Here is a 23,201-nt window from a genome sequence, read left to right as displayed (position 1 = left end):
CTACTTGCCGTCCTCGATGTCCGCCTTCGAGCTGACAACGGTGAAGCCTTCGTCGAGTTGGACATCGACCTGTGTGCCGTCGTCCCGGGTGACTTCGACTTCGTAGAGGCTCTCCTCATCCCCGACCTCGGTTCCGGTGACGGCACCCTCTCCGACGTAGTCGAGAGCCGCCCTGCTCGCCTGATCGAGCGCCGGACCGGTAATCGCCGTCTCGGTCGACGAGTCGTCCGATGTGGTGGATACCGCGGCGGCGGCACCACCCGCCGCCAATCCCGCGGTGGCCACGACCGCCGCAGTCGTAATCGCGATTCGCGTCTTGGGTTCCATAGCGTCCTCCTTTGACACCCGAAATATAGGCACCAGGCCCTGACTCTCCGCTGAACGGGCTTCGGTTGCCGGGACCACCCGGGGTTACTGTCTTGCCCATGACACGAACGAGCAGCGTGCGGAGAGTCGGGCGGGCTTTCGCGCTGAGCGCGACGGTGCTCACAATCGGGCTGGGTCTCGCGGCTTGCAGCGGGGGCGGCGGTACAGCGGCGGAGTCCCCGGCGTCGTCAAGTGGGCTCCCTCAGGGGTCAGACAAGGTGACGATCGACCCTGAAAAGTTCTCCACCCACATCGACAACCCCTACTTCCCGATGACGCCAGGCGATGTCCGCACCTATCGAGAGACCGATGACGAGGGCAAGAACGCCACCGTGGTGGTGACCGTCACCGACAAGACGAAGGTCATCGACGGCGTGACTACTCGCGAAGTGCACGACGTTCTCACCGACGGTGGCACGGTGGCCGAGGACACGCTCGACTGGTACGCGCAGGACGACCAGGGCAACATCTGGTACTTCGGCGAGGCGACCACCGAATACGGCCCCGACGGCGAGGCGTCAACCGAAGGCTCCTGGCAGGCCGGCGTCGACGGTGGAGAGCCGGGGATCGTGGTGCTCGCGGACCCTGAACCGGGCCAGGAATACCGCGAGGAGTACCTCGCCGATCACGCCGAAGACAATGCACGGGTGCTCAGCATCGACGAAATGGCCGACGTGCCCTTCGGGGCCTTCGATCACCTGCTGATGACCCGCAACACCACTCCGCTCGAGCCAGACCTGCTGGAGTACAAGTGGTACGCGAAGGGAGTCGGGCCGATCCGCGAAGAAGGGGTATCCGGCGGCTCCGACAAGACGGTGCTGATCAGTTTCCAAAAGGGCTGATCGGACGGCGGAGCCACTCTCGCTGCTGAGCGTTTTCTCACAGGGATTCGACGGACTCGATCTACACCGACACCGCCGGGAAACGGTCGTTCAGGCGGTTGCAAGCGGGAAGGTCACGCTGACCTGCAGACCCTCGCCAGGACTGTTCTGCAGGGTCGTCGTTCCCCCCGAGACCGCCGCGATGCCGGCGACGATCGAGAGCCCGAGCCCCGCACCTCCGCTTGTGCGGGCTTTGCTCTCGCGCGAGAAGCGGTCGAAGGCGAACGGGACGTAGGCGTCGTCCATGCCGCCGCCATCATCGGTGACCGTCAGCCGGAGCAGAGCGCGCTCCGACGTCAGCTTCAGCTCGATGACTCCAGACCCCCCGATCGCGTCGAGTGCATTGGTGACGAGGTTGTCGCACACCCGGCCGAAGTCCGGCTCGCTCACACACACGACGGCGGTGTCTGTCGCGTCGACGTCGGTGGAGTACTCGACGCGGATGTCGCGGCCGGCAGCCCGGAGACGGCCGCGGTCCGCCGCATCCGCGAGCTCCGTCGCGAGGTCCGGCACGGTCGCCCGGCCCGGCTTGGTCTGAGAGTCGATGCGGGACAGTTCGAGCATCGATGTCGCTAGGGTCGACAGCCGGGCGAGCGTCTTCTGGGCTGCCGCGACATCCGATCGCATGTCGGCGAGGCTCGTCGCGTGGCGCTGCGCGAGCTCGAGGCGGGTCTGGATGATCGCGAGCGGGGTGCGGAACTCGTGGCTCGCGTCCGACACGATCTGACGTTCGCGATCGGCAGAGGCCCGCAGATCGCCGATCAGCTCGTTGAGGGTCGACGCGAGGTCAGCGATCTCGTCCCGCGCCGGACCGACCGGAAGCAGGTCGGTGCCAGGTGCCGAGACGAGCTCCTCAGCGCTCTTGCGCAGCCGGGTGACCGGGTTCAGCACGGCGGAGCCGATGAGCCAGGCCGCCGCGCCGAAGGCGAGGTTGATGACCGTGAGGCTCGCGATGAGGAGGACCGCCACCTGGCCGAGCACCTGGTGATCGCTGCGGCTCGCCGTGATCACGTGCCAGGTACCATCCTCCGCGACGACCGACGTCGACCGCACGAGGTAGTCCTCGCCGACGGGGCGGACGCCGTCGGGCTCTGCGGCGAAGTCGGCGACCTGGTCTGCGAGCCCGTCGGGCAGCGTGTTGAGTACGACCGCACCCGTCGGATCGATGACCGCCACGAACTGCCCTGGTCCGGGTGGGTCCATGGCCTCGGTGTCGCCGTCGGTGATCGCCGTGATGTACGGCCCTTCGATCCCCTCGAGCAGCCGCTCCTGGCCGTCGGACACGATCTGCTGCACCTGGTTGAAGATCACGATGCCCACGGCGATCGAGATCAGGATCGCGATCAGCAGCGTGCCGCCCGTGACCCGCGCACGGATCGTCAGTCGCGAGGAGTTCACTCGTCCGCCGAGATCAGCTCGTACCCGACGCCGCGCGTGGTGGCGATGCGCACCGATGCTCCGACGGCCTCGAGCTTGCGACGCACGTAGCTGACGTACTGGTCGACGATGTTGGTATCGATGTAGGTCGGCGATCCCCAGATCGAGTCCAGGATCTCGGCGCGCGGGGTCACCTTGCCGTGGTTGACGGCGAGCAACCGGAGCAGGTCGAACTCCGTCCGGCTCAGGCGCAGCTCCTTCCCGCCCGCCGAGATCTCGTGGCGCAGCATGTCGATCTGCAGCCCGCTGATCTCGAGCCGGGATGCCCCGATCGCATCGCGGCGGCGCAGGGCTCGTAGCCGTGCGGCCAGCTCGGCGAACTCGAACGGCTTCGTGAGGTAGTCGTCGGCTCCGGCATCCAATCCGGTGACCCGATCGTCCACCGCGTCGCGAGCTGTCAGGAGGATGATCGCGAGCCCGTCGTTCTGCCGGCGCAGCCACCGGCACACCTCGAACCCCGACATCCCGGGCAGCATGACGTCGAGCACCGCGATGTCGTACGCGCCCTGCTTGGCCAGGGTGAGCGCCTCAACGCCGTCGCCCGCGACATCGACGATGTAGCCCTCTGCGCGCAGACCGCGAGCCAACAGCTCCGCCATCTCGGGCTCGTCCTCGACGGTCAGCACACGAAGAGCCATCGGCCGCCCTCCTCCCGTGGTGCGATCCTATGGCGCGGGATGAGGGCGACCCAGGGTCCGGCGCTCAGGCGGGCACGTCCACGGCGTCGCCCTCCAGTAGCAGCGACGCTTTGTACTCCTCGACCGCGGCCGCGCGCTGGTGGCGGACCTTGATGCCGAGGTAGGCGGCGAGCGCGACGATCACGGCGAGGAACACGAAGCTCGTAACGGTCGTACCCAGGCCCAGCCCGCCGTCTGCGGGATCCTGCGAGAGCAGATCGCCGATCGAGGCGCCGAGCGGCCGCGTAAGCACGTACGCCGCCCAGAAGCAGAAGACCACGTTGGCCTTGAAGGCGAAGCGGGCGATGACGATGATCCCGATAAGCGATGCGAACAGGATCGTTCCGAAGAGGTAGCCGAGGCCCATTCCCTCTGAGATCAGATCGCCGGCGGCCGTTCCCAGGGCGAAGGTGAACAGGATCGCGACCCAGTAGAAGGCCTCGCGCCGGCGGGTGAAGATCGTGTGGATTGAGAGCGTGCGCTCGCGGGCGAACCAGATGCCGAACGTCGCAGCGAGGACGACGCTGAAGATGACGGTGCTCACCCAGAGCTCGACGCCCAGCACATCTGTCAGGTTGTCGGTCAGCAGTGTGCCGACGATGCTGATGAGAACGACGACGCTCCAGTAGATCCCGGAGTTGTAGCGCTTGGTCATGAATTGCGCGACGAGCGAGATCGCCAACAGGGCGCTCATGACCCAGGTGGTGATCGTGAGGCCGAGACCGAGTCCGTCATTGAGATAGTCGGCGAACGTCTCGCCGGTGGTCGTGGAGAGGATCTTGATCACCCAAAAGGCGAACGTCACCTCGGGCACCCGGTTGAACAGGATCGTGCGGATGTGCTCCGGCATGGGTTTGGTCATGCCGACAACTCTTTCGGCGCAGAATCGGCGTTCCCGATGATCGAGGCGTGCGGGGGTGAGTGTTCTCTCAGAAAGGCGGAGGGCGGGGATGCCGCGGCCTGAGGGTTCTCTCAGAAACGGCCCTGCGGTTCGGGCGGGGATCAGCAGGCCCCGCCGTTAGCGTCGGGTGATGGAGAGACGCGGTCTGCTCGTCACGGCGATCGCCGGGATCGTGGCGGTCGTGCTGCTCGGCATCGTGATCCTCCTGTTGGGCAACGGCCCGCTCCCTGTGGACACGTGGTGGCACGACCTCATGGTGGCGTGGCGGACGGATGCCGGACTCGTTGTCGCCGAGGGTCTGCAGCTCATCGGTGCCGGGTTCTGGTCGGTTGTGATCGTCACCGCTATCGTCGCCGGGTGTGTCTTCGCCGGTCGGCCCTGGAGCGCCGCCACGGTCGTGGTCGCCGTCCTGGTGTCGCAGGCGATCACGGGTGCCCTCAAGTTCAGCTTCGCTCGGCCGCGCCCGGAGGATTCGCTCTCGACCGACGCGATGACTGCCTTCCCGTCGGGGCACACCTCGATGGCTGCGACCCTGGCAGTCGTCCTCGCTCTGCTCATCCGGGCCCGGCTCGCCACCATTCTCGCCGTGGTGTGGATCGTCGCCATGGCGTGGAGCCGCACGTATCTCGCCGCACACTGGCTGAGCGATGTGATCGCGGGTGCCGTGCTCGGCGCCGCCGTGGCGCTGCTCACCTGGACCACGCTCGACTCGATGGAGCGCGCCGCGGAGAGCCCCCTACTCATGCTCCCGAAGACCCCCGCGCCCAGATAAGAGCGGCGGCCTCGCCCTGCCGGTCCGGCGTGGGGCGCGGCCGCCGCTGCGGCTGATCGGGATCAGTCGTCCGCGGTCTCGCCGTCGGCGGTGCCGTCCTCGACGCCCTGGTCGGTGCCCTGGTCATCGGCGGTCTCACCGTCGTTCGTGCCGTCCTCGACCGCCTCGTCGTCGGCCGTCTCGCCGTCGTTGGTGCCGTCTTCCACGCCCTGGTCGTCGGCCGTCTCGCCGTCGTTCGTGCCGTCTTCCACGCCGACGCTCGTTGGCGCGGGGGACGAGGAGGATGCCTGTGCGATGGCCGGGATGCCGATCGCGAGCCCCGATGCAAGGACGATCGCGGCGATGCCCGCCCCAGTTGCGAGCCGGACCTTCTTCTTCTTCTCGGCTTCCATGTGAGCCTTCCCTTCAGACGGAATCTGCCGTCGCTCCGACGCTACGGAGCGGATCGTGAGATGAACGTGAGAGGGGTAGGCGTACTCGCACGGTCGTGCCCTCCCCCGGCGTCGAACTCAGTGAGATGTGCCCACGCAGAGAGGTCACGACGTCACGGACGATCGATAAGCCGAGACCGGCGCCCTCGCTTGCCCGCGATGGATCCGCCTGCCAGAACCTGTCGAACGCGCGCCGCGATTCCACCGCACTCATCCCGATGCCGTGGTCCTCGACCTCGATGACACCCCAGCGTCCTTTGGCGAAGACCCGGACCGACACCCTGGTGTCGTCGCTCGCGTACCGGCAAGCGTTCACGAGAAGGTTCGTCAGGACGCGTTGTACGGCGGCGGCGGATGCCACGACCTTGGGCTGGCCCGTCACCGTGACCATCACCCGCTCCGGCTGCGGCAGCATCGCGCGGGCGCGGTGCACCGCCTCGCCGAGCGCAACCAAGCTGTCGTGCGACCGCTCGCGCGGATCCTCCGACGCGACCAGCAGATCTTCGACGATGTCACCCAGGACGTGCGTCGCCTCGAGCGCCTTCTCACACGCGTCGCGATAGTCCGCGACGTTGCGTGGCCGCAGGAGCGCCAGTTCGAGCTGCGCCTGGATCGCGGTCAGCGGGGTCCGCAGTTCGTGCGATGCATCATCCACGAACCGGCGCTGCGCGGCCAGAGTGGCCGCGACCGGTTTCATCGCGAGTCCCGCGAGGATCCAGCTGGAGAGCGGCGCCACCACCAGAAGGCCGGCGAAGGCGAGCAGCAGGGCGGTGCGGAGCGTCGCGAACCCGGCCTCCGCCGTGGAGACAGATCCTCCTTCTTCGATGCCATCGAAGTCGAAGCTGGCGGTCACGAACGCGTAGACGGACACGGCGAAGACGGCGTAGGTGATCAGCTGAACAGCGGCGAACCCGATGGTCAGCCGCCAGCGTGCGCGACGCAAGATCATCGCGACCTGCTTGACACCGAATACCCGGCGCCGCGATGGGTGACGATCGGGTCGGCTTCTCCGGGCAGGGCGAGTTTGCGGCGGAGGTAGCGAATGTAGGTGGGCACCACATTGCTATAGCCCTCGTAGTTGCGATCCCAGGCGTGGTCGATGAGCTCACTGCTTGTCACGACCACATCAGGGTGACGCATCAGATAGTCGAGCACGGAGAACTCCTTCGGGCTGAGCGGGATGACGCGCCCCCGCCGCTCCACGCTCCGCTGGCCGGGATCCAGCGTGAGCGACCCGACGGTGAGCCGAGGGGGAACCGCGCTGGGTACGCGACGCAGCAGGGCGCGGATGCGGGCGAGCAGCTCGTCGACGTGGAAAGGTTTGACGAGATAATCGTCGGCACCGGCATCGAGGCACTGCACGATGGTGGCTCGGGCACTGATCGCCGTGAGCATCAGAATCGGGACATCTGACGATTTCTCCCGGATCCGCCGGCACAGCTCGATGCCGCCGCCCGACATGCCTGGCAATCGCACATCGAGTACGACGAGATCCTCAGGCTCGATTTCGAACGTCACCAGACCCGAGGCGGCATCCGCCTCCGCATCCACCGCATATCCAGCTTCGCGCAGCAATTGCGTCACGGTCTCCCCGAGCATCGGATCGTCCTCGACAAGCAAGATTCGCATCGGTCCCCCTGGGTGAATCCTGCCCTGAGTCCCTTTGAACCGTGCGCATAGGAATTGACCTGCTCTGAGAATTCGTTCAGCCTCCGCGAGTAGCTGCGTCGCTCAGCGGCGTATCCCCGTCTACAGCGTCGGCTCAGTCGCCTGCAAATGGAGGATCGTGAGCTGCACGGCCTGTGGGGAGGGGAATCCAACGGAAGTTCAATGTCGCCTCAGGCTCGGGGCTCGACCAGCGAGTCTGTGCGTGCTCCCCTGAGTCCCCACCCCGATGATGGAGAGCGCATCGTCACATACCCACAGTGGTGGCGTAACTGGCCAAAGGACGTCATCGATCCCTCATCGCGAGATCGAACTGCCAGCTGATGGAGCACCGGGCATCGTGAACGGTGCTGATGCCTCGGGCCATGGTGCGGCCCTCCGCGCCGCGTCCACCTCGGCACGCGCACGTGCCGCCCTGGCAAGATCCGCCCGTGCGGCGTTGACCGAGTCGGCGATGCTCACCTCTGGGAGTCCGCGCATCATGCTCGCGGCAATCTGCGACTGCGCGGCTCGATCCGTCGACGCGATGGTGATCGCCTCGTTGTGGAGTCGGCCGCGGGTCATCCCGACGTACAAGCCGGCGGCGTCGACGCCAGGGCCGACGATGGATGCGTCGGTTGTCTCGCCCTGGATGCCGTGGACGGTCGAGGCATAACCAAGGTGAACGTGCTCTGAGACGTACTCGGCAGTGACGAACCGCACATCGCCCGAGTCGTTGAGGCTGACCAGCTCGACGCCGCCGGGGCCGATTAGCCCCACGGTCCACAGCGCACGGTTCTCCACGCCGGCATCGCTGTCGTTCCGGCGGGTCTGCACGATGTCTCCGCGCAGGATGGGCTGCTCCTCCGCGCCGAGAATCGTCTCGCGGATCGACAGCTGGCCGAGGTCGATGCGGCGCTGCTGGATGGCACGGTTCACGGCATCCGCCTCGTCGTTCGTCGCAGTCACGAGCGCGACACGCTTTCGATCACCGGTCCAGTGGAAGTAGCCATCGACCATCGCGTCGAGTGCACGGTCCTCGCTTGCGACACGGCGCAGCAGACCACGCTCGTCGAGTTCGGCGGCAACCTTTTGCGCGGCCTCGACGGACTCGGGTTGGCGCAGTGGAAGAGTGAGATCGGCGTAGCTCCGGTCGCGGAAGCGATGCACACAGGTCATTTCGACGGTCACGCCACTGCGTCGCGCCATGCACGCCATCGCGCCGGCGTGCCCAACCGGGGCGGCCTGCAGCGGGTCACCGACCATCGCGATTCCGGCACCCGTCTCGTGCGCCAGCCGAGCGAGGGCGATCGCGGTGTGAAGGTCGACCATGCCCGCTTCGTCGACGACGATGCGGTCCCCCTCACTGACCGGCGTGCGCGGGCCGCGATAGATACGCCCTGAATCGGGGTCGGCCTCCCCTATGGCGAGACGCACCCAGGTTTCTCGACCGGCGTCGTCGCGGTTCCATCTCCAGCCATGATCGGCGAGCAGGGCGTGGAGACTGGATGCCGCAGCACCGAGTTCTCGACCGGCAACACTGGCGGCCTTCTTGGTAGGCGCGACCACGATCATGCGGCGATGCTGCGCTTCGAGCGCTCTGCGCGCGACCCGCAGCATGGTTGTCTTGCCGGTGCCGGCCGGTCCCGTGATCGTGACAAGCCGGGCGGTGCCGGCGACGGCGGCCGCGGCATCCGCCTGTCCGTCGTCGAGTTCCGCATCGGGCTCGAGCGCGTGCGCTGCGACCAAGGCGATCGTCTGTCGCTTGAGCACGCGACCCGGCTCGTTGAGGGCATCGAAGCTCTCGGCGAGATCCAGCTTCGCCGCGGCGGTCGCGGTCGCCATGTACGCCTTGATGTGACCGGGGCGCGAGGATTCATCCTCGAGGAGGTCGATCGTCCACTCTCGCGCTCGCACGACGACGTCTTCGATGAGTTCCTGCAGCGTCGCCCGATCGGCAACGACACCGGATGCCGCCACCGCCCGCACCGTGCCGGCGCGGACGTCGTAGTCGCTGAATCTGCCCCCGCAACGCGCGGACCGCTCGTCGGCGTCAACGATCGCGCGTGCCGCGAGCAGGTCTCGATCGACGTGCGCGACCGGCGTGCGAGGCGGATTCACCGGCTGGCGAGGGAGGAGCAGCGCGGGATCGATCTCTGCGATCTCGTGCCGCACGAGGTTTTCCCACTCATGCTCGTCAAGGTCGGCCGGCTTGTTCGGACGAGACAGTGCCCATGCGCGCCGGTCGATCTGCTGCAGGATGTCGTGGCTCGGCTCCTGGCCGGGATGCCCGGCGTGCCACTCCCCGAGGAGCGTGGTGCGGTTCGACTCGATCTGGTTCGATCGACGCGACAGCGGACGCACGGCGTGCGTCAACTCGGCGATCTGCCCATCGGCGTCGAGGGTGTATCCACGGCGGGCGAGTGCGGCGATCCACTCGGGATCGGTGCGGGCGGCGAGCTCCCCCTCGGCGTTTACCACCGTGTGGAACTTCATCGCGACTCGGGAGTCGACAGTGGACCACTTGCCGTCGTTCCCGAGCACCTTGGCGTTGAGCCATAGGTGCCGGTGGATGTGCGGGTCGAGCGCCCGCGAACGACGGTGCTTGAGTTCGACGACCTCGATTCGTGCGAGCTCTTCGCGGATCGCGCCGGCATGGCCGCGGCGGGCATTGAGCTCGCGCTGCCAGGTGAGGATGATGCGGTCGCGAAGACGGTCCTGCAGCGCCTCGAACTCGTCGGCGAGGTCAGGATGCAGGAGGGCCGCGATGCTGTACGTCTTCGGCGCGTTGATCGTGCCGTCCAGAAGCAGGTCGGACTTCTCGGTCAGTTGAGGGATGCCGCGTGCCTCGCCGGTGAAGGGGTCCTGTCCGTTCACCCAGCGGCGAAGCGCCGGCGCGTCGAGTTCGCTGCTGCCGGTGCGGCCGTTGAGGCACACGAACCTTGTGACGGTGGCACCCTCGGCGTGAGCGTACGTCTCGAGAGCCTCGCCGCCGCTCGTGAGCGAACGGTGCGCGTCGCAGGTGCCATCGAACGCGTAGCCGATCGCATTGCGGACGCCGCGCGACTCGGTGCCCCGCTTCCACCTCTCCAGTCCCCCGCGCATGGCGCCTAGGGTACGCCCGTTCTTGCTTATTCGGTAGGTCGTTTCACATTGGTGCCTGCGTGCATTGCTCCTTTGTTCTTCCCGGGGTGTTCTTCCCGGGGTCGTCTTCCTCCCCCTCGATCAGTTCTCGAATCGAAGGGACGCCTACCAGCTGTCGGCGACGCCAGCCTCGATGAGGCGCCGGGGCCGGCCAGCGCCTGTGCCCATGTGGCGCCCAACGAGTACGCGATGCAGACAGTCGCAATCAAGACGAATGTCGCCTCTGCAGTCGAAGGGGGCGTGAACATGGCGACCACCAGCAGCAGCACTCCACGCTGAACACCGCCAGAATCGGCCACCAGCCGGAGCGTTTCACTGTCATGACGCTAGGAACTGGCGGATGCCCTCGGCTATCGAGTCGTCATGCCGACTCCGTGTGATCGGCACGCGGCGGCACAGCAGCGTCTCCATGGTGTGCTGGCCCGCCCACAGGCGGTCAGCGACATCGGGCGGTCGGCTCTGGCGATGACGTAGAGTGCGTGGCGTGGACAACGGTGTCGGCGAGTGGTTCCTGAACCGTGCCGAATGGGCGAATCCGCACACTGCGGTGCATGGGGGTGGTGCGGGTGCCGCGCCTTGGTCGGAGGGCAATCTCGTGCGCCCGCTCGTGCACGGGGCTGCCTATTTTGAGCGGCTTCACGATGAGCTGTCGGACCTGCGGGCGGGAGACCGCGTGTGGTTCACCGACTGGCGCGGCGATGCCGATGAGCGGCTGCTCCCAGACGGGCCGTCGATCGGCGTCCTCCTCGCCCGGCTGGCTCGTGCCGGCGTAGAGATCCGTGGGCTGATCTGGCGGTCACATGGGGAGCGCGTGTCTGCGCCGATCAGTGGCCGTTCGAATGTCCACCTCGGCCGGCTCGTGAACGATGCGGGAGGCGAGGTTCTGCTGGATCAGCGGGTGCGTCTGTTCGGATCGCATCACCAGAAGTTCTTCGTCATCCGCCGCCGTGATGACCCCTCGCGGGACGTCGCGTTCGTCGGCGGGATCGACCTCTCGCACAGCCGCCGCGATGACGCGCACCACGCTGGAGACCCGCAGGCGCTGTCGATCAACCCTCGCTACGGCACGCGGCCGCCGTGGCACGACGCCACCCTTGAACTGCGGGGCCCCGTGGTCGCCGAACTTCTCGAGGTGTTCGCCGAACGCTGGAACGACCCCCATCCACTGGACCACCGCACTCCCTATCGCATGCTTCTGCAACGACTCGCGGATATGCCTCGTCACCCCAAGCCGCTTCCCGAAGCCGCACCGCCACCGCCTTCCGCGGGTCCCCACGCAGTTCAGCTGCTGCGAACCTACGGACCCAAACGGCCGCCATTCCCCTTCGCCCCGGCGGGCGAGCGCAGCGTCGCGCGGGCCTACGCAAAAGCGTTCGCCAAAGCGCGCGCGTTCATCTACATCGAGGACCAGTACCTGTGGTCAACCGAGGTCGCCGCCGGAATCGCCGACGCCCTCACCGCGAACCCTCGGCTGCAGGTGATCGTGGTGCTGCCGCGATATCCGGACGCGGACGGGCCAGTCACGGGACCGCCGATCCGGCTCGGTCAGCTGCGGGCTGTATCGATGCTTCGGCGCGCCGCACCCGACCGATTCGGCGTGTTCGATCTGGAGAACGCCGCAGACACTCCGATCTATGTCCATGCCAAGGTCTGCATCGTCGACGACACCTGGTTCACCTGCGGATCGGACAACTTCAACCGACGCTCATGGACGTCCGACAGCGAGCTCACTTGCGCCGTGGTCGACACCACCGCCGAAAGCGCCGGCGCACACGAAGCCGGGGCGGACGAGCGGCCCAGGCTTGGAGTCGCCCACCGCCTGCGCCTGCAACTCTGGTCTGAGCACCTGGGCCTCGAGGCGGACGACCCTCGTCTGCTCGACACCCGCTCGGGGCTCGCGCTCTGGAACACCACTGCGGACGCGCTCGATCGATGGCACGCCGGCGAACGCCGCTCCGCGAGACCGATCGGACAAGTGCGGCGTCACAGCATCCAGCCGGTTTCGCGAGCTCAACGACTATGGGCGGGGCCGATAAATCGCCTGATCATAGATCCGGATGCCCGGCCCCGCCGTTCGAGGGGCACCCCCGTATTCTGAACCGGCGACGATTACTCGCAGCCCGCTTCTGGTCTGAAATACGAGCGCTCGGGACTCAGCGTCAAGCATGCGGAACAAGAAGCGAGGGCGTGCGACCATCTTCAGACCCGCGCGTAGACCTGCTCAAACGATCGCCGCGCGGATAGGGATCCTGACAGGGCGCGACGCTACGGTTGCAGCGACTCTGTCCAACGCGTGGCGGAAGCAGCTTGAGTTACCCGATGAGGCTGACCGCTCGGGCGATGACGAGGGCGAGGAGGATGAAGCCTCCGAAGGACTCCAGGGACATGAGCAGTTTCGATCGCGCGGTCAGCGGCATCACGTCGGTGGGGCTGAACGCCATCGAGTTGGACAGCGAGAAGTAGAAGTAGTCGACGAAGCCGGCCGTCCAGTCGGACTTCAGCGATGACCCGACCGCTACTTCGACGATGGTGTCGTCATCCTCGTCTTGCGGAAAGCGAAAGTCGGCTCGCGGAAGGGCGGAGCGTTTCGCCATCGTGCGCACGACGGGTCCACCGCGATCGATCTCCCAGAACAGCAGCGCGAACCCAATCACATTCACCACCCAGACTTGCAGCGCCGATTGCAGCAGCGTTGGCCCGTCACCGCCCCCGTGGACGAGTACCAGAACGAGCGAGACGAGGGTGACCTGGTTGGACAGCACGACGATGATGGCGAGCGTCAGCGATGCGATGCGCGACCACGTGGTCTGCTTCTTAAGTCGGTGGGGATTGATGATGATGAGAGGGATCAGCAGCAGGATGCCGATCGCGACCGTCACATATCGCTGCACAGTGACTAGATCGTTCGGCAGTGCGCCGTACAGGACCAGCGCGACGACGAGCGCGAACACCGCCGGCCACCGGTGCTCGATGCGCGCGCTGCGCGTCAGGTGTTGGCTCACGCGCGAAGTCTAGGTCGATGACTTCCGCAACCCCGCCGCGGCGCACCGGAATGGGCTCGGGGACATAAACCCCATCGAGTTCCGGGGCGAAACCCCCGCAATCGGATGCCGACACGCAAGTGTTGGCGTGTCCACAGCAAGCGGAGTTCGCTGCCAAAAGCGGGACCGTCAGGCACGCTCACTGAAACGCACATGGGGCCGGCGCCTAAAGCAGCGACGCTTCGGGCGATCCTCAGGGTGCTGAGTGCGGCGGGAGCCTGCGCACGGCTATCCCACCCATCGGGACCTTCCATCGGCCGCCCGTCCAGGGTGACACTCGCAGCTCCGCGGCACTCTTTGAGCCAATCAGTGAGGGTGATCGAAGCCTGCACAGAGAGCGACTCCGGCCAAACCCGCTGCTCGCTGAGGGATCCCAACCCGCCCGGGCGCACACGTAGCCGCGGCCGAGAGGCTAGCCGCTATTCGGGAACAACTGTCCCAGTCGGCCGGCACCTCGACGGGCATGATTCGATCACATTGGTCGACCGCGGCCGCATGGGGCTCCTACGCTTCCGGCGTGCCCAGGGCGGCGGGTCAGTGTGAGCCTTCTCCGGACTGATCGATCGCCGCTTCGGGGGCTGCAACCTTCACCCAGATCGGCGGATGTGGTTTGCGGCGCTCACGGTAGAGCACAAACGCAAACGGGGCCCAGATGATCACCGCAAGGCCGACGCCGACGAGCATCCCACCGACCGTGTCGGATATCCAATGCGCTCCGAGGTAGGTGCGACTCAGCATCATCAGCAGTGTGTAGGCGGCTCCCACGATCCAAACCCACCTACGCCAGAAGATGATTCCCAGCGTCGTGGCGATGAGCGCTGCGTTCGCGCTATGGCCGGACGGGAACGAGCCGACGTCGGCCGTGACGAGGATATCGGTCGGACGCGGACGACCAACGACGTTCTTCATGACGAGGACGACCAGTGCGCTGGCGATCGTGGCACAGACGAAATAGAGCGCCGCCCACGGCCTTCGCCAGATGAGCAGGCCGCCGACGATGACGAGGGGAACAATCGCGACCCCGCTGATGCCCCCGCCGATCCAGTTCAAGGCGAGCGCGAGGGCCGTGAACACCGGCACGCGAGCCTCGACCAGTTCTCCCATCCACTCCACTTCGAAACCGAAGGGCTTGTCCGCCTGGCGATAGAAGATCACCGCGCCGAGCAGCACGACAAGCAACAACGCGGCGGCCGCTGAGACCACCCACCACACGCGAGCGATCTTCACCGGCGCGGGGGCTGGGCCTTCGACCAGATCCGAGATTTCTTCGTCATGCATCTGGGACATCGGCGACTTCCCGGCATCCAACACCGGTGATCCGTCGTGCGGCAGAAACACGGCACCGCGCTGCGCGCCCTGCGCTTCTTTCCCGGTCGTGGCCACAGAGGCCTCGGCGCCCGCCGCGGGTTCCCCCGACTGGCTCAACCCTCCCGGGGAATCAGTCCTGCTCGGAGACATGGCCTTCCCTTCATGTACGAATCCCACGCTACGTCCGATGGCGAAGGCCACTAATGGGCTTGCGCTCACGGCATCGGCGGGCTACCTGCGGTGCCGAACGGCGGAACACCGCCCAGGGCTTTTCCTCAAACGCCCGCTGAAGGATCCTCGGCGACGTCTGTCCGCAGCCGGATGGATGCTCCGCGGGCATCACCTTCATCCCGCGGTAGCGTGCCCGAATGAACTCATCCCCCGCCGTAACCGGCTATATCGCGATCCTGCTCCTCGTCGGCCTCGGCAAGGCGAAATTCGGGACGCTGCTGCCCCTTGGTGGCGGGCTGACGGTCGCGCTCATCGGAGCCGCTTCGATCGGCGCCGGGCTCGTGCTCATCGGAGTGCGGATGATGGAGTCCGCCCGCTGAAGGATGGGTAGCGACCACCGGGAGGGGTGTTGGTGTCCTTTGTCCTAGCGTGGACCGGTGGGGCCGTATGAGCGGCTGACGGTGGCGATCCGGACCTGGTAGTCCTCGTACCAGACCGCTCGACCGCGTGCTTGGGCGATCACGTGTTCGGTCACCCGTTTCCATCCTGCTGCCGCAGAGTCGTCCGCCCAGTAGGAGACCGTGATGCCCAGCCCTTCGCGCGCAGCCTCGACGCCAAGGAATCCCGGCTGCTGCGACGCGAGGTCGATCATCCGCTGGGACATCACCCGGTAGCCGCTGTCCCCATCGGTACGCAGCGAGGTGAATATGACAGCGGTGTAAGGCGGTTCGGGCGTCTGCGCGATCGACATGGATCACATCCTGACACTCAAGACACTCCTGGGGCGTCCGGTGCTGCACCGCGCCGACGAAGTAGCCCAACGTTGGGCACGTCGTTGCGGAACGGATGGGGCATAGCCGACTTCCGGCCCGCGCGCCGGGCCCTGAGCGCCTCACGGCGTCGGTGGTCGTCGGTAGGGTCCTGTTGTGATCGAGATCGCGCGAACCGAGCTGTCCTCCTCCGCTTCCCCCGAGCGATTCGTGGCGCGCTGGCGGGACCTCGCGACGCATCCGGAGTGGGCGGCTGGAATGGAGTACCTGCGACTCAATGAGCCCTTCGCCGTGGGGGCGAGGGGTGTGCTCAAGGTGCTCGGTGGGCGCGAGGCCCCCTTCGTTGTGACGGAGTACGTACAGGGCCGCCTGTATGCCGACACCACAATCCTCGACAATGCCGAGCTCACCGTGCACCACTCCGCCGAGCCATCGGGTTCGGGGTCGGCGCTCGTGCTGCGCGCGTGGCTCACCGGTGCGCGGGCGGGTGAGTACGCCGACGAGCTGCGCGACGACGTCCAGCGCAGCCTGGATGTCGACCTCGCGGCGCTCGCGTGGATGCTGGAGTCCGAGGACGAAGCGACTTCCCGCACTCATGAGTGAGCAGTCGCGCGCCCGCTGAGAGATCGTGACTGACCGTCCTGCGGCTTGACTCGGGGCAATGAGCTGCGGGGAGCCGACGCACCGACGACCAGCTTGTTCCCCGTTCGAGCACTGCCCGCCGAGGGATCGCTAACGGGCGAGTGCCGCGGCGGCCGCTCGCCGGAACGATCGCAATGCGGCGCCCCAGTAGAAGCCGACGCGAAGGCCGCAAGTACGCAGTGCCGCCCCATGGTCAATCGCGACGACCGTCGCCGCGCCGACCGCGACGCACCACCACGCAGCGAATACCAGCGCTCGTACCGGGGTTGGCAACGCCGCGAACTCCAGTCGTAGTTGATCGATCTGGAACGCCAGGTGGTGCTCCTCGTCAAGGGCGATCCGTGTGCCAATCGCCCGGATCATCTCGTCCGGTCCGGAACGTGCGAGGACGACGAAGTACGGCATGGCGACAGCTTCGGCGGTGAGAAACAAGGCCAGCTCGTTGCGCAACCCAAGCGACCGGCGCAGATATGTGAACACTCGGTCCGACCAATGGCCGTCCAATGTTGGAGCACCAAGGTGCAGAAGGCCACGCTGAAACAGTCCGGAATGCAGTTGCTCCTCCGCCACGAGCATGCGCAGCGCTTCTTGTTGAGCCGCGCCACAGCCGGAGGCCTTGCGGAGAAGGTGCGTACCTTCGCCCCCCTCGCCCAGTTCGAACCGCTGGAAGGACCGGATGAGAGCGGTCCGGACGTTGTCAGGAAGATCGGCCGGTGCATCCCAGTCAATGCGGGCCTCGATTGCGTCGTGCCGTGCCTGATTGGCGGCAAAGTGAGCGACCCAGCGTTCGAATACAGGGGCGCCGACATTGGCGGATACCGCAGACCTCATGACAGTAAGTCTCGCAGTGCTCCCGTGATCGTGGTCGTATCGCGACCCCTCGCGGACGGTGGTCACGACGAGGACGACCTTGTGCTCAACGACGTCATCTGTCTACAGCGCCAGAGCGGAACGTCACGACGGGCGCCCGGTAAGGGATCGGGCGTCGGGCAGCCGTTGTCACACGCAGCGCAGGCGTCTCAGCGGTTCCGCTTCGTCACGACCCCCATCGAGTCGCCCTCGAGTTCCGGGCTTTCAGCTAGCTCACTCTTAGCCGTCGCTCCGACAATCAGCGATCGAGCGGTCGGGGGCCGCGGAGTTTCCGCAGCGAGCGGTTGCTAAGCGCAGCTCGGAGCGCAGCGGAGAGCGGAGTCTGCAAATAGCGAGCGGAGGGAACGCAGCAGCCACCGACCGCTACACTCCCGTCGTCGGAGCCGGAGGGTTCAATACGTCCGATGTGCGCGCGAAGCCTCGGTGCCCGACTGTGCGATCCACTCCTCGAGTTCGTCGAGCGCGTAGACGACCTTGCGGCCGAGCTTGTAGTACTTCGGTCCTTTGTGTTCGTACCGCCACATCGCGAGCGTGTTCTTGGTGACGCCCGGCAGGAGCTCAGCCACCTGCTCGGGGCTCAAGTACTGATGGCGCAGCTGCGCGGCTTCGGTTCCGGCGAGAGTCGTCATGATCCACCTCTTTTGCGTATAACCAAACCTGATTGACACAAGTACACGCCTAAGTCATGATGTTCGTCAAGGACAATCTGCGAATTAGCGCAGTGAACAGGCAAACTGGTCAGGTGAAGGTCAAAGTGAGGACGCTCGAGGACAAGAAGATGACTGCCCGCGGCACCACGGTGCCGGTCGGGTCGGGTCTGCGAATCGCACCCGGCTTCATCGCGTCCGCCGTTGATCAAGAAACGGGCATCGAGACCGCGCTCGAGGCGCACTACCGGCGAGACGAAGGGCGATACGTCGTCACGGCCATCGTGAACCGAGCGATCAGCGAGGAGTTCGACTCGGAAGCGCTCCGACGGATGTCGTCTTCGGGCATCCTGCAGGCCGCGATCCCGAAATGCATCTCCATCGACATCTTCGAAGACGGCAACTGGACGACGGTGGCGAACATCAGCGCCGTCGAAGGTCGCCTCATCCCGGAGTGGCTGGCCAAAGCGGTGGTCAAGCGCGGGCAGACCGAAGCGCGTATGGATGTCATCGAGATCCTCTACGGCGCCTCTGCACTTGCCGGGCTGCCGCCGGTTAAGGCGGTGCAGCGCGAACTCGACGTTCCGCATCGCACCGCATCCGATTGGATCATGAAGGCGCGCAAGGCCGGCCGTCTCGAGGGCATGAACTACGCGGTCGGGCGCCAAGCCGAGAGCCAGTGACGAGCAATGGGAAGCGTCACGCCCTACGAGACCGCGAACGGTCGGCGCTATCGCGTGCGCTACCGCAAGCCGGATCACAGCCAGACCGACAAGCGCGGCTTCCGCACCAAGCGCGATGCTGAGCTCTACCTCGCGTCCGTCACCATCGCGAAGGCCACCGGCGACTACATCGATCCAGCGCTGTCCCGCACGACGGTCGGGCACCTCGCGCCGCTGTGGATCGCCTCGAAGCGACCGCCCGTACTGAAGCCCTCCTCGTACCTGCCGATCGTGACGTCGTGGAAGACCCACGTCGAGCCGAAATGGGGCCATCGGGATCTCGCCTCGATCCACCCCTCCGAAGTGCAGGCGTGGGTGAGCGAACTCGCGACCCAGAGGTCGACCTCGATCGTGCTGCGCGCCCTCGGCGTACTTGCCGGCATCCTCGATGTCGCCGTCGACGATCGTCGACTCTCCCGCAATCCGGCGCGCGGTCTGCGCAATCTTCCCCCTCGCTCCGCGAAGAAGCGGCGCGTCTACCTCACTCACGATCAGGTTCAGACGCTGGCATCGGTCTCCGCCCACCCGACCCTGGTGCTCGTCCTCGCCTATTGCGGGCTGCGCTGGGGCGAGGCGACTGGTCTCCGCGTTCGGCACGTCAACCGCGCCCGGCGTCGCCTGAACATCGAGGAGAACGCCGTCCTCGTCCGGTGGGAGGTGCACGTCGGCACACCGAAGACGCACGAGCGTCGATCAGTGCCCTACCTCGAGTTCCTCGCTCCCCTGATCGATGCCGCGTGCGCCGGCAAAGGCCCAGAGAATCTGCTGTTCGGCAATGGCGAGACGCACATGAAACGCGAGAACGACTCGGAGAACTGGTTCGCCGTCGCCGTGCGTCGCGCCCAGAAGATCGACCCCAGCATCCCCCGCATCACTCCACACGACCTTCGCCACACGGCCGCTTCGCTCGCGATCAGCGCGGGCGCGAACGTGAAGGCCGTGCAGAAGATGCTCGGTCACGCCTCGGCGGCGATGACGCTCGACACGTACGCGGATCTGTTCGACGACGACCTCGACGCCGTCGCGGATCGCATGCAGGAGGCTGCCCAGATCGCCAGCGCCGGCCGCCCCTGGGCGGCTCTCCTCGAGCGCTGAACAGACGCCTCGAACCGGCCGTAACGACGTTCGACGACGGCATTCCACGCGCACTGACACCCGAAAAGTGTGGGCAAAGTGTGGGCAAACGCGATTTCAGCGCCTGAATCACATCAATAAAAGCCAGGTCAGAAGGCATAAAACAACTGTGCCCCTGGAGGGACTCGAACCCCCAACCGTTTCCTTAGGACGGAACTGCTCTTCCATTGAGCTACAGAGGCTGGCGGCATCCATTCTACTGGGAGTCATCGGCGCGCCCCGGCGCATCGGCCTCCAGATCGATGAGCACGACCACCTTGCCGCGGGCGTGACCGCCACCGACATACGAGAGAGCTTCGGGGACCTCGTCCAGGGTGAAGGTGCGGTCGACATGGATGCGCACGGCGCCCGACAGAACCGGCTGCTCGAGCGTCGTGAAGCTCGCAGGGCCGGGGCGCACCGCCAGCACGCCGAGTCGCGCGCCGGTCAGTCGACCCAGGAGTGCGCCGATCGTGACCACCCGCAGCAGTGCCCGTGCGGTGCCCCCGACGATCAGGTAACGGCCCCCCGCGGCCAGAGCCCGGCGGTAGGCGAAGACCGAGCGACGAGCCACGAGGTCGACGATGAGGTCGTACGGCCCGCCCAGGGTGAAGTCCTCGGAGCGGTAGTCGATGACCCGCTCCGCACCGAGGGAGCGCATGAAGTCGAGCTTCTCGGCGTTGTCGACCCCGGTGACGTGCGCACCGGCGCGAACAGCCAGCTGGATCGCGAACATCCCCGAACCGCCTCCCCCGCCGTTCACGAGCATCCGGTCGCCGGGGCGTGCCCGCGCCACCGCCTGTACGGCGATGGCTCCCGCCTGCGGCAGCGTCGAGGCGTCCGCGAAGGAGAGGCCATGAGGCTTGGCTGCGAGGGCTGACTCGGGTGCCAGCGCGTACTGCGCGAAGCCGCCGAGCACCGCAAGGATGTCTCCGTGCACGGCGTCGCCGACCGCGAATCTCGACGATCCAGCCCCTAGAGCGACCACCACGCCGGCGATGTCGGATCCCAGAACGTGCCGTCTGGGCCGGAGAAGTCCGCCGAAGCGCGAGTAGGCGGGCGAACCGCGAAGGCCCTCCCAGTCGCTCAGGTTGACCGAGGTCGCGACCACCTTGACCAGCACCTGCCCGCGTCCCGGGGAAGGCATCGGCAGGTCCTCGATCGCGATCCGCGCGGGTGAACCATAACGGCGGTAGACAGCAGCTCTCACACTCACCACTCCTCGGGCGCCATGGCGCAAATCTATCGCCGGGTCTACGTTCTGTGGCATGACCAGCATGCTCGAGCGTTTGCGAGATGCGGCGAACTCACACGATGCCGAACGGTTCGCCGCTCTGTTCGCCGACGATTACGAGAGCATTCAGCCCGTGCATCCGGCCCGCTACTTCCGCGGAAACGCCCAGGTGCTGTCGAACTGGACGGCTGTGTTCGAGGGCGTGCCCGACTTCTCGTCGGAAGTGCTGTCCTCCGTGGTCGAAGGCGACACCGAGTGGGGCGAGTGGGAGTGGCGCGGCCACCATGTCGATGGGTCCGCATTTGCTGTGCGTGGGGTGATGATCCTGGTCGCGCGCGACGGGCTGGTCGCTAGGGCGCGCCTCTACCTGGAGTCCGTCGAGGTCGACGGCGGCGACATCGACACCGTCGTCCAGGAGATGTACCGGCCGCCGAGCGCGGAGTCGGCCTGACAGTCGCGACGGAGCAGCTCCCCACGGTCCAGCGCGGGCCAGTTCATCGTCTGTTCACATCGCATTTGATTTCGGGTATGAGCGGCATCGATAGCTTTCGGCTTATGCCCCTTCCTCTCTCCCGCGCTGTCGCGATTCTCGCCACGACAGCTATTGCCGGAGCGCTCGCGATCGCGCTCCCCACGGCCGCCCAAGCCGAAGGACCGACGCCCGCCTGGACGAACGTCCACATCAACGAGATCTCCTCCGACAACGGCGCCACGCCGGTCGGCGACGCGATCGAGCTTTACAACAGCAGCGATGCCGTTGTGAGCATCGCCGGCTGGCTGCAGACCGACAGCAGCGCCGCCACCGCCGCCCTGGCGTTCTCCGCAAAACTCGCGGATGGCACCGTAACCACCGAGATCCCAGCGCACGGCTATGTGTACTTCACCTCGACCAAGGGTCTGGGCAGCGGCGGCGACGGCGTGAAGCTCTACCTCCCCGACGGCGCGAACGGCACCGCCGGCACGCTGGTCGACTCGGCGGTCTATACGGCGGGCGAGGCCGGCACCGACGAAAGCAACAACTTCGGCGCAGGCGCGTTCGCGCGATGCCCGGAGGGCAGCGGCGCGTTCGTCTCGGTCGGAGCCAAGAGCTTCGGCGCGTCGAACGCCACCGCGTGCCTGACGCCACTGACCAACCCCGCGGACAACCCCGTCCCGACGCTCGCGTGCGAGCCGGAGGCGGCGTCCGGCACGGGCGCCCTTCCTGTCACCGCGGTCGTGCCGGCGGCCTGGCCGGGGAGCGCCGCAGTCGTCGTCGCCGATGCTCAGTGCGCGTGGAAGACGACGACCGGCCCTGAGGGCCGCGACATCAGCGGTCTGATCTTCGACCCGAGCGACGCGAACGTGGTCTACACGGTGAAGAACAAGAGCTGGGTCTTCCGGCTGGTGAAGCAGGGCGGCCTCTGGGTCCCCGACACCAGCAACGGCTGGGGCGCGGGCAAAGAGATCTTCTTCCCCGGCAGCACCGACCCGGTGACGAACCAGCCCGACTCCGAGGGTTTGACGATCGGCGCGGACGGCGCGCTCTACATCACCACCGAGCGCAACAACGCAGCGAACACGATCCCGCTCAACGCGATCCTGCGCTTCGACCCCACCCAGTCCACCACCCAGCTGGTCGCGACCGACGAGTGGAATCTGACCGCGGAGTTCCCCGAGCTGCACGCCGGGAACAAGACCGAAGCGAACCTCGGCTTCGAAGGCGTCACCGTCGTGCCGGACGCCTACCTGACCGCCAACGGGTTCGTCGACCAGTCGACCGGCAAGACGTACCGGCCGATCGACTACCCGACGCACGGCGGCGGACTGTACTTCGCGGCGCTGGAGAACGACGGAAAGCTGTACGCGTACGCGCTCAGCAGCGACCACTCGTTCCACCGGGTCGCTGTGGTCGACACCGGTATGGGCCATGTCATGGACGTGCAGTTCGACGCGGACACCCAGCGGATCTGGGCGCTGTGCGACAACACCTGCGGCGTCACGACGACGGTGCTGAAGGTGGGCTCGACGGGCACGATCATCCCCGAGGTCGCCTACAGCAAGCCGGCGAGCCTGCCTGTGAACAACATCGAAGGTTTCGCCCTCGCGCCGAGCACGACCTGCGTCGACGGCACCAAGGAGGTGCTCTGGGGGGACGACGGCATCTACGGCGCCGGCCCGGGCAGCGCAACGGAGGGGCACGCGCTCTTCAGCGGGCGCATCGACTGCGACCTGCACCTCGGCGCGCAGGGCGTGCCGGCACCGGACGATTGGGCCAAGACCAAGGTCTACAACACCGGCGACACGGTGAGCTATGGCGGCAAGGTCTTCGAGGCGCTCTGGTACACCTCGGGCCAGACGCCCGGCACGAAGAAGAACGGCGCCTGGGCCGAGATCGCCATCGCCCCCGACGTTGGGCTGCGCCGTGGGTGGGCGCCCGGCGAACGGCCGGGC

General features: G+C 66.6%; 22 protein-coding genes, 1 tRNA gene and 1 pseudogene. 9 read left to right on the top strand and 15 right to left on the bottom strand.

Going from position 1 to position 23,201, the window contains the following annotated elements:
• Positions 1–327, bottom strand: coding sequence for a PepSY domain-containing protein (locus tag ACXJ3V_RS06010; RefSeq protein ID WP_457099347.1), 327 nt, complete (start codon positions 325–327; stop codon positions 1–3).
• A gap of 257 nt (positions 328–584) precedes the next feature.
• On the opposite strand from ACXJ3V_RS06010, the gene ACXJ3V_RS06005 reads away from it, so the two are divergent.
• Complete coding sequence (locus ACXJ3V_RS06005) at positions 585–1,208, top strand: hypothetical protein (protein WP_457099346.1); 624 nt, start codon at positions 585–587, stop codon at positions 1,206–1,208.
• A gap of 90 nt (positions 1,209–1,298) precedes the next feature.
• Here the strand turns inward: ACXJ3V_RS06005 and ACXJ3V_RS06000 are convergent, their stop codons facing one another.
• The 3 genes from ACXJ3V_RS06000 to ACXJ3V_RS05990 form a co-directional block, all read right to left on the bottom strand.
• On the bottom strand, positions 1,299–2,645 hold the full coding sequence (locus ACXJ3V_RS06000; protein ID WP_457099345.1) for a sensor histidine kinase: 1,347 nt from the start codon (positions 2,643–2,645) through the stop codon (positions 1,299–1,301).
• The gene (locus ACXJ3V_RS05995; RefSeq protein WP_457099344.1) at positions 2,642–3,322 is read right to left on the bottom strand and encodes a response regulator transcription factor; all 681 of its coding nucleotides are present in this window, start codon (positions 3,320–3,322) and stop codon (positions 2,642–2,644) included. The genes ACXJ3V_RS06000 and ACXJ3V_RS05995 overlap by 4 nt, the downstream gene beginning before the upstream one ends.
• A 64-nt stretch (positions 3,323–3,386) precedes the next feature.
• Positions 3,387–4,223, bottom strand: a complete 837-nt coding sequence (locus ACXJ3V_RS05990) for a COG4705 family protein (protein ID WP_457099343.1) — start codon at positions 4,221–4,223, stop codon at positions 3,387–3,389.
• A 169-nt stretch (positions 4,224–4,392) separates the two neighbouring features.
• On the opposite strand from ACXJ3V_RS05990, the gene ACXJ3V_RS05985 reads away from it, so the two are divergent.
• Positions 4,393–5,034 (top strand): phosphatase PAP2 family protein, encoded by a 642-nt coding sequence (locus ACXJ3V_RS05985; protein ID WP_457099342.1) that lies wholly within the window; start codon positions 4,393–4,395, stop codon positions 5,032–5,034.
• 62 nt (positions 5,035–5,096) lie between these two features.
• Here ACXJ3V_RS05985 and ACXJ3V_RS05980 read toward each other — a convergent pair whose 3' ends face one another.
• From ACXJ3V_RS05980 to ACXJ3V_RS05965, 4 genes are all read right to left on the bottom strand, one after another.
• Positions 5,097–5,426, bottom strand: coding sequence for a hypothetical protein (locus ACXJ3V_RS05980; protein WP_457099341.1), 330 nt, complete (start codon positions 5,424–5,426; stop codon positions 5,097–5,099).
• A gap of 13 nt (positions 5,427–5,439) precedes the next feature.
• A complete protein-coding gene (locus ACXJ3V_RS05975; RefSeq protein ID WP_457099340.1) occupies positions 5,440–6,414 on the bottom strand; it encodes a sensor histidine kinase in 975 nt (324 codons plus the stop codon).
• A complete protein-coding gene (locus ACXJ3V_RS05970; RefSeq protein ID WP_457099339.1) occupies positions 6,411–7,094 on the bottom strand; it encodes a response regulator transcription factor in 684 nt (227 codons plus the stop codon). Before ACXJ3V_RS05970 ends, ACXJ3V_RS05975 begins: the two co-directional genes overlap by 4 nt.
• A gap of 333 nt (positions 7,095–7,427) precedes the next feature.
• Positions 7,428–10,214, bottom strand: coding sequence for an AAA family ATPase (locus tag ACXJ3V_RS05965; RefSeq protein ID WP_457099338.1), 2,787 nt, complete (start codon positions 10,212–10,214; stop codon positions 7,428–7,430).
• A 523-nt stretch (positions 10,215–10,737) separates the two neighbouring features.
• On the opposite strand from ACXJ3V_RS05965, the gene ACXJ3V_RS05960 reads away from it, so the two are divergent.
• Positions 10,738–12,351: a phospholipase D family protein gene (locus ACXJ3V_RS05960; RefSeq protein ID WP_457099337.1), complete on the top strand. Its 1,614-nt coding sequence runs from the start codon at positions 10,738–10,740 to the stop codon at positions 12,349–12,351.
• A gap of 214 nt (positions 12,352–12,565) precedes the next feature.
• Here ACXJ3V_RS05960 and ACXJ3V_RS05955 read toward each other — a convergent pair whose 3' ends face one another.
• Both ACXJ3V_RS05955 and ACXJ3V_RS05950 read right to left on the bottom strand, forming a co-directional pair.
• Entirely contained in the window at positions 12,566–13,255 is a 690-nt protein-coding gene (locus ACXJ3V_RS05955; protein WP_457099336.1) for a hypothetical protein, read from the bottom strand.
• A gap of 573 nt (positions 13,256–13,828) precedes the next feature.
• Positions 13,829–14,803: a phosphatase PAP2 family protein gene (locus ACXJ3V_RS05950; protein WP_457099335.1), complete on the bottom strand. Its 975-nt coding sequence runs from the start codon at positions 14,801–14,803 to the stop codon at positions 13,829–13,831.
• Between the two features lie 167 nt (positions 14,804–14,970).
• Here ACXJ3V_RS05950 and ACXJ3V_RS05945 point away from each other — a divergent pair, with 167 nt between their 5' ends.
• On the top strand, positions 14,971–15,153 hold the full coding sequence (locus tag ACXJ3V_RS05945; RefSeq protein WP_457099334.1) for a hypothetical protein: 183 nt from the start codon (positions 14,971–14,973) through the stop codon (positions 15,151–15,153).
• A 44-nt stretch (positions 15,154–15,197) separates the two neighbouring features.
• Here the strand turns inward: ACXJ3V_RS05945 and ACXJ3V_RS05940 are convergent, their stop codons facing one another.
• On the bottom strand, positions 15,198–15,524 hold the full coding sequence (locus ACXJ3V_RS05940) for an antibiotic biosynthesis monooxygenase family protein (protein WP_457099333.1): 327 nt from the start codon (positions 15,522–15,524) through the stop codon (positions 15,198–15,200).
• Positions 15,525–15,699: 175 nt separating this feature from the next.
• Here ACXJ3V_RS05940 and ACXJ3V_RS05935 point away from each other — a divergent pair, with 175 nt between their 5' ends.
• Positions 15,700–16,146: a hypothetical protein gene (locus tag ACXJ3V_RS05935; RefSeq protein ID WP_457099332.1), complete on the top strand. Its 447-nt coding sequence runs from the start codon at positions 15,700–15,702 to the stop codon at positions 16,144–16,146.
• A gap of 129 nt (positions 16,147–16,275) precedes the next feature.
• Here ACXJ3V_RS05935 and ACXJ3V_RS05930 read toward each other — a convergent pair whose 3' ends face one another.
• Together ACXJ3V_RS05930 and ACXJ3V_RS05925 are read right to left on the bottom strand one after the other, a co-directional pair.
• Complete coding sequence (locus ACXJ3V_RS05930) at positions 16,276–17,016, bottom strand: ferritin-like domain-containing protein (RefSeq protein WP_457099331.1); 741 nt, start codon at positions 17,014–17,016, stop codon at positions 16,276–16,278.
• Between the two features lie 431 nt (positions 17,017–17,447).
• Positions 17,448–17,684: a helix-turn-helix transcriptional regulator gene (locus tag ACXJ3V_RS05925; protein ID WP_457099330.1), complete on the bottom strand. Its 237-nt coding sequence runs from the start codon at positions 17,682–17,684 to the stop codon at positions 17,448–17,450.
• A gap of 113 nt (positions 17,685–17,797) precedes the next feature.
• Here ACXJ3V_RS05925 and ACXJ3V_RS05920 point away from each other — a divergent pair, with 113 nt between their 5' ends.
• Positions 17,798–18,385 carry a hypothetical protein gene (locus ACXJ3V_RS05920; protein WP_457099329.1) on the top strand — a complete coding sequence of 196 codons (588 nt, stop codon included), beginning with the start codon at positions 17,798–17,800 and terminating at the stop codon, positions 18,383–18,385.
• Between the two features lie 6 nt (positions 18,386–18,391).
• Positions 18,392–19,519: a tyrosine-type recombinase/integrase gene (locus tag ACXJ3V_RS05915; RefSeq protein ID WP_457099328.1), complete on the top strand. Its 1,128-nt coding sequence runs from the start codon at positions 18,392–18,394 to the stop codon at positions 19,517–19,519.
• 149 nt (positions 19,520–19,668) lie between these two features.
• Here ACXJ3V_RS05915 and ACXJ3V_RS05910 read toward each other — a convergent pair.
• Together ACXJ3V_RS05910 and ACXJ3V_RS05905 are read right to left on the bottom strand one after the other, a co-directional pair.
• A tRNA-Arg gene (locus ACXJ3V_RS05910) sits at positions 19,669–19,740 on the bottom strand.
• A gap of 14 nt (positions 19,741–19,754) precedes the next feature.
• On the bottom strand, positions 19,755–20,684 hold the full coding sequence (locus ACXJ3V_RS05905) for an NAD(P)-dependent alcohol dehydrogenase (protein WP_457099327.1): 930 nt from the start codon (positions 20,682–20,684) through the stop codon (positions 19,755–19,757).
• A gap of 121 nt (positions 20,685–20,805) precedes the next feature.
• Between ACXJ3V_RS05905 and ACXJ3V_RS05900 the strand changes: the two genes are divergently transcribed.
• Together ACXJ3V_RS05900 and ACXJ3V_RS05895 are read left to right on the top strand one after the other, a co-directional pair.
• On the top strand, positions 20,806–21,222 hold the full coding sequence (locus tag ACXJ3V_RS05900) for a nuclear transport factor 2 family protein (protein WP_457099326.1): 417 nt from the start codon (positions 20,806–20,808) through the stop codon (positions 21,220–21,222).
• 77 nt (positions 21,223–21,299) lie between these two features.
• A pseudogene (locus ACXJ3V_RS05895) lies at positions 21,300–23,123 on the top strand (lamin tail domain-containing protein); the annotation flags it as partial.
• Positions 23,124–23,201: the final 78 nt, after the last annotated feature.

It is taken from the genome of Microbacterium sp. P5_E9 (assembly GCF_054049175.1).
This window is presented reverse-complemented; position numbering and strand designations above follow the sequence as displayed.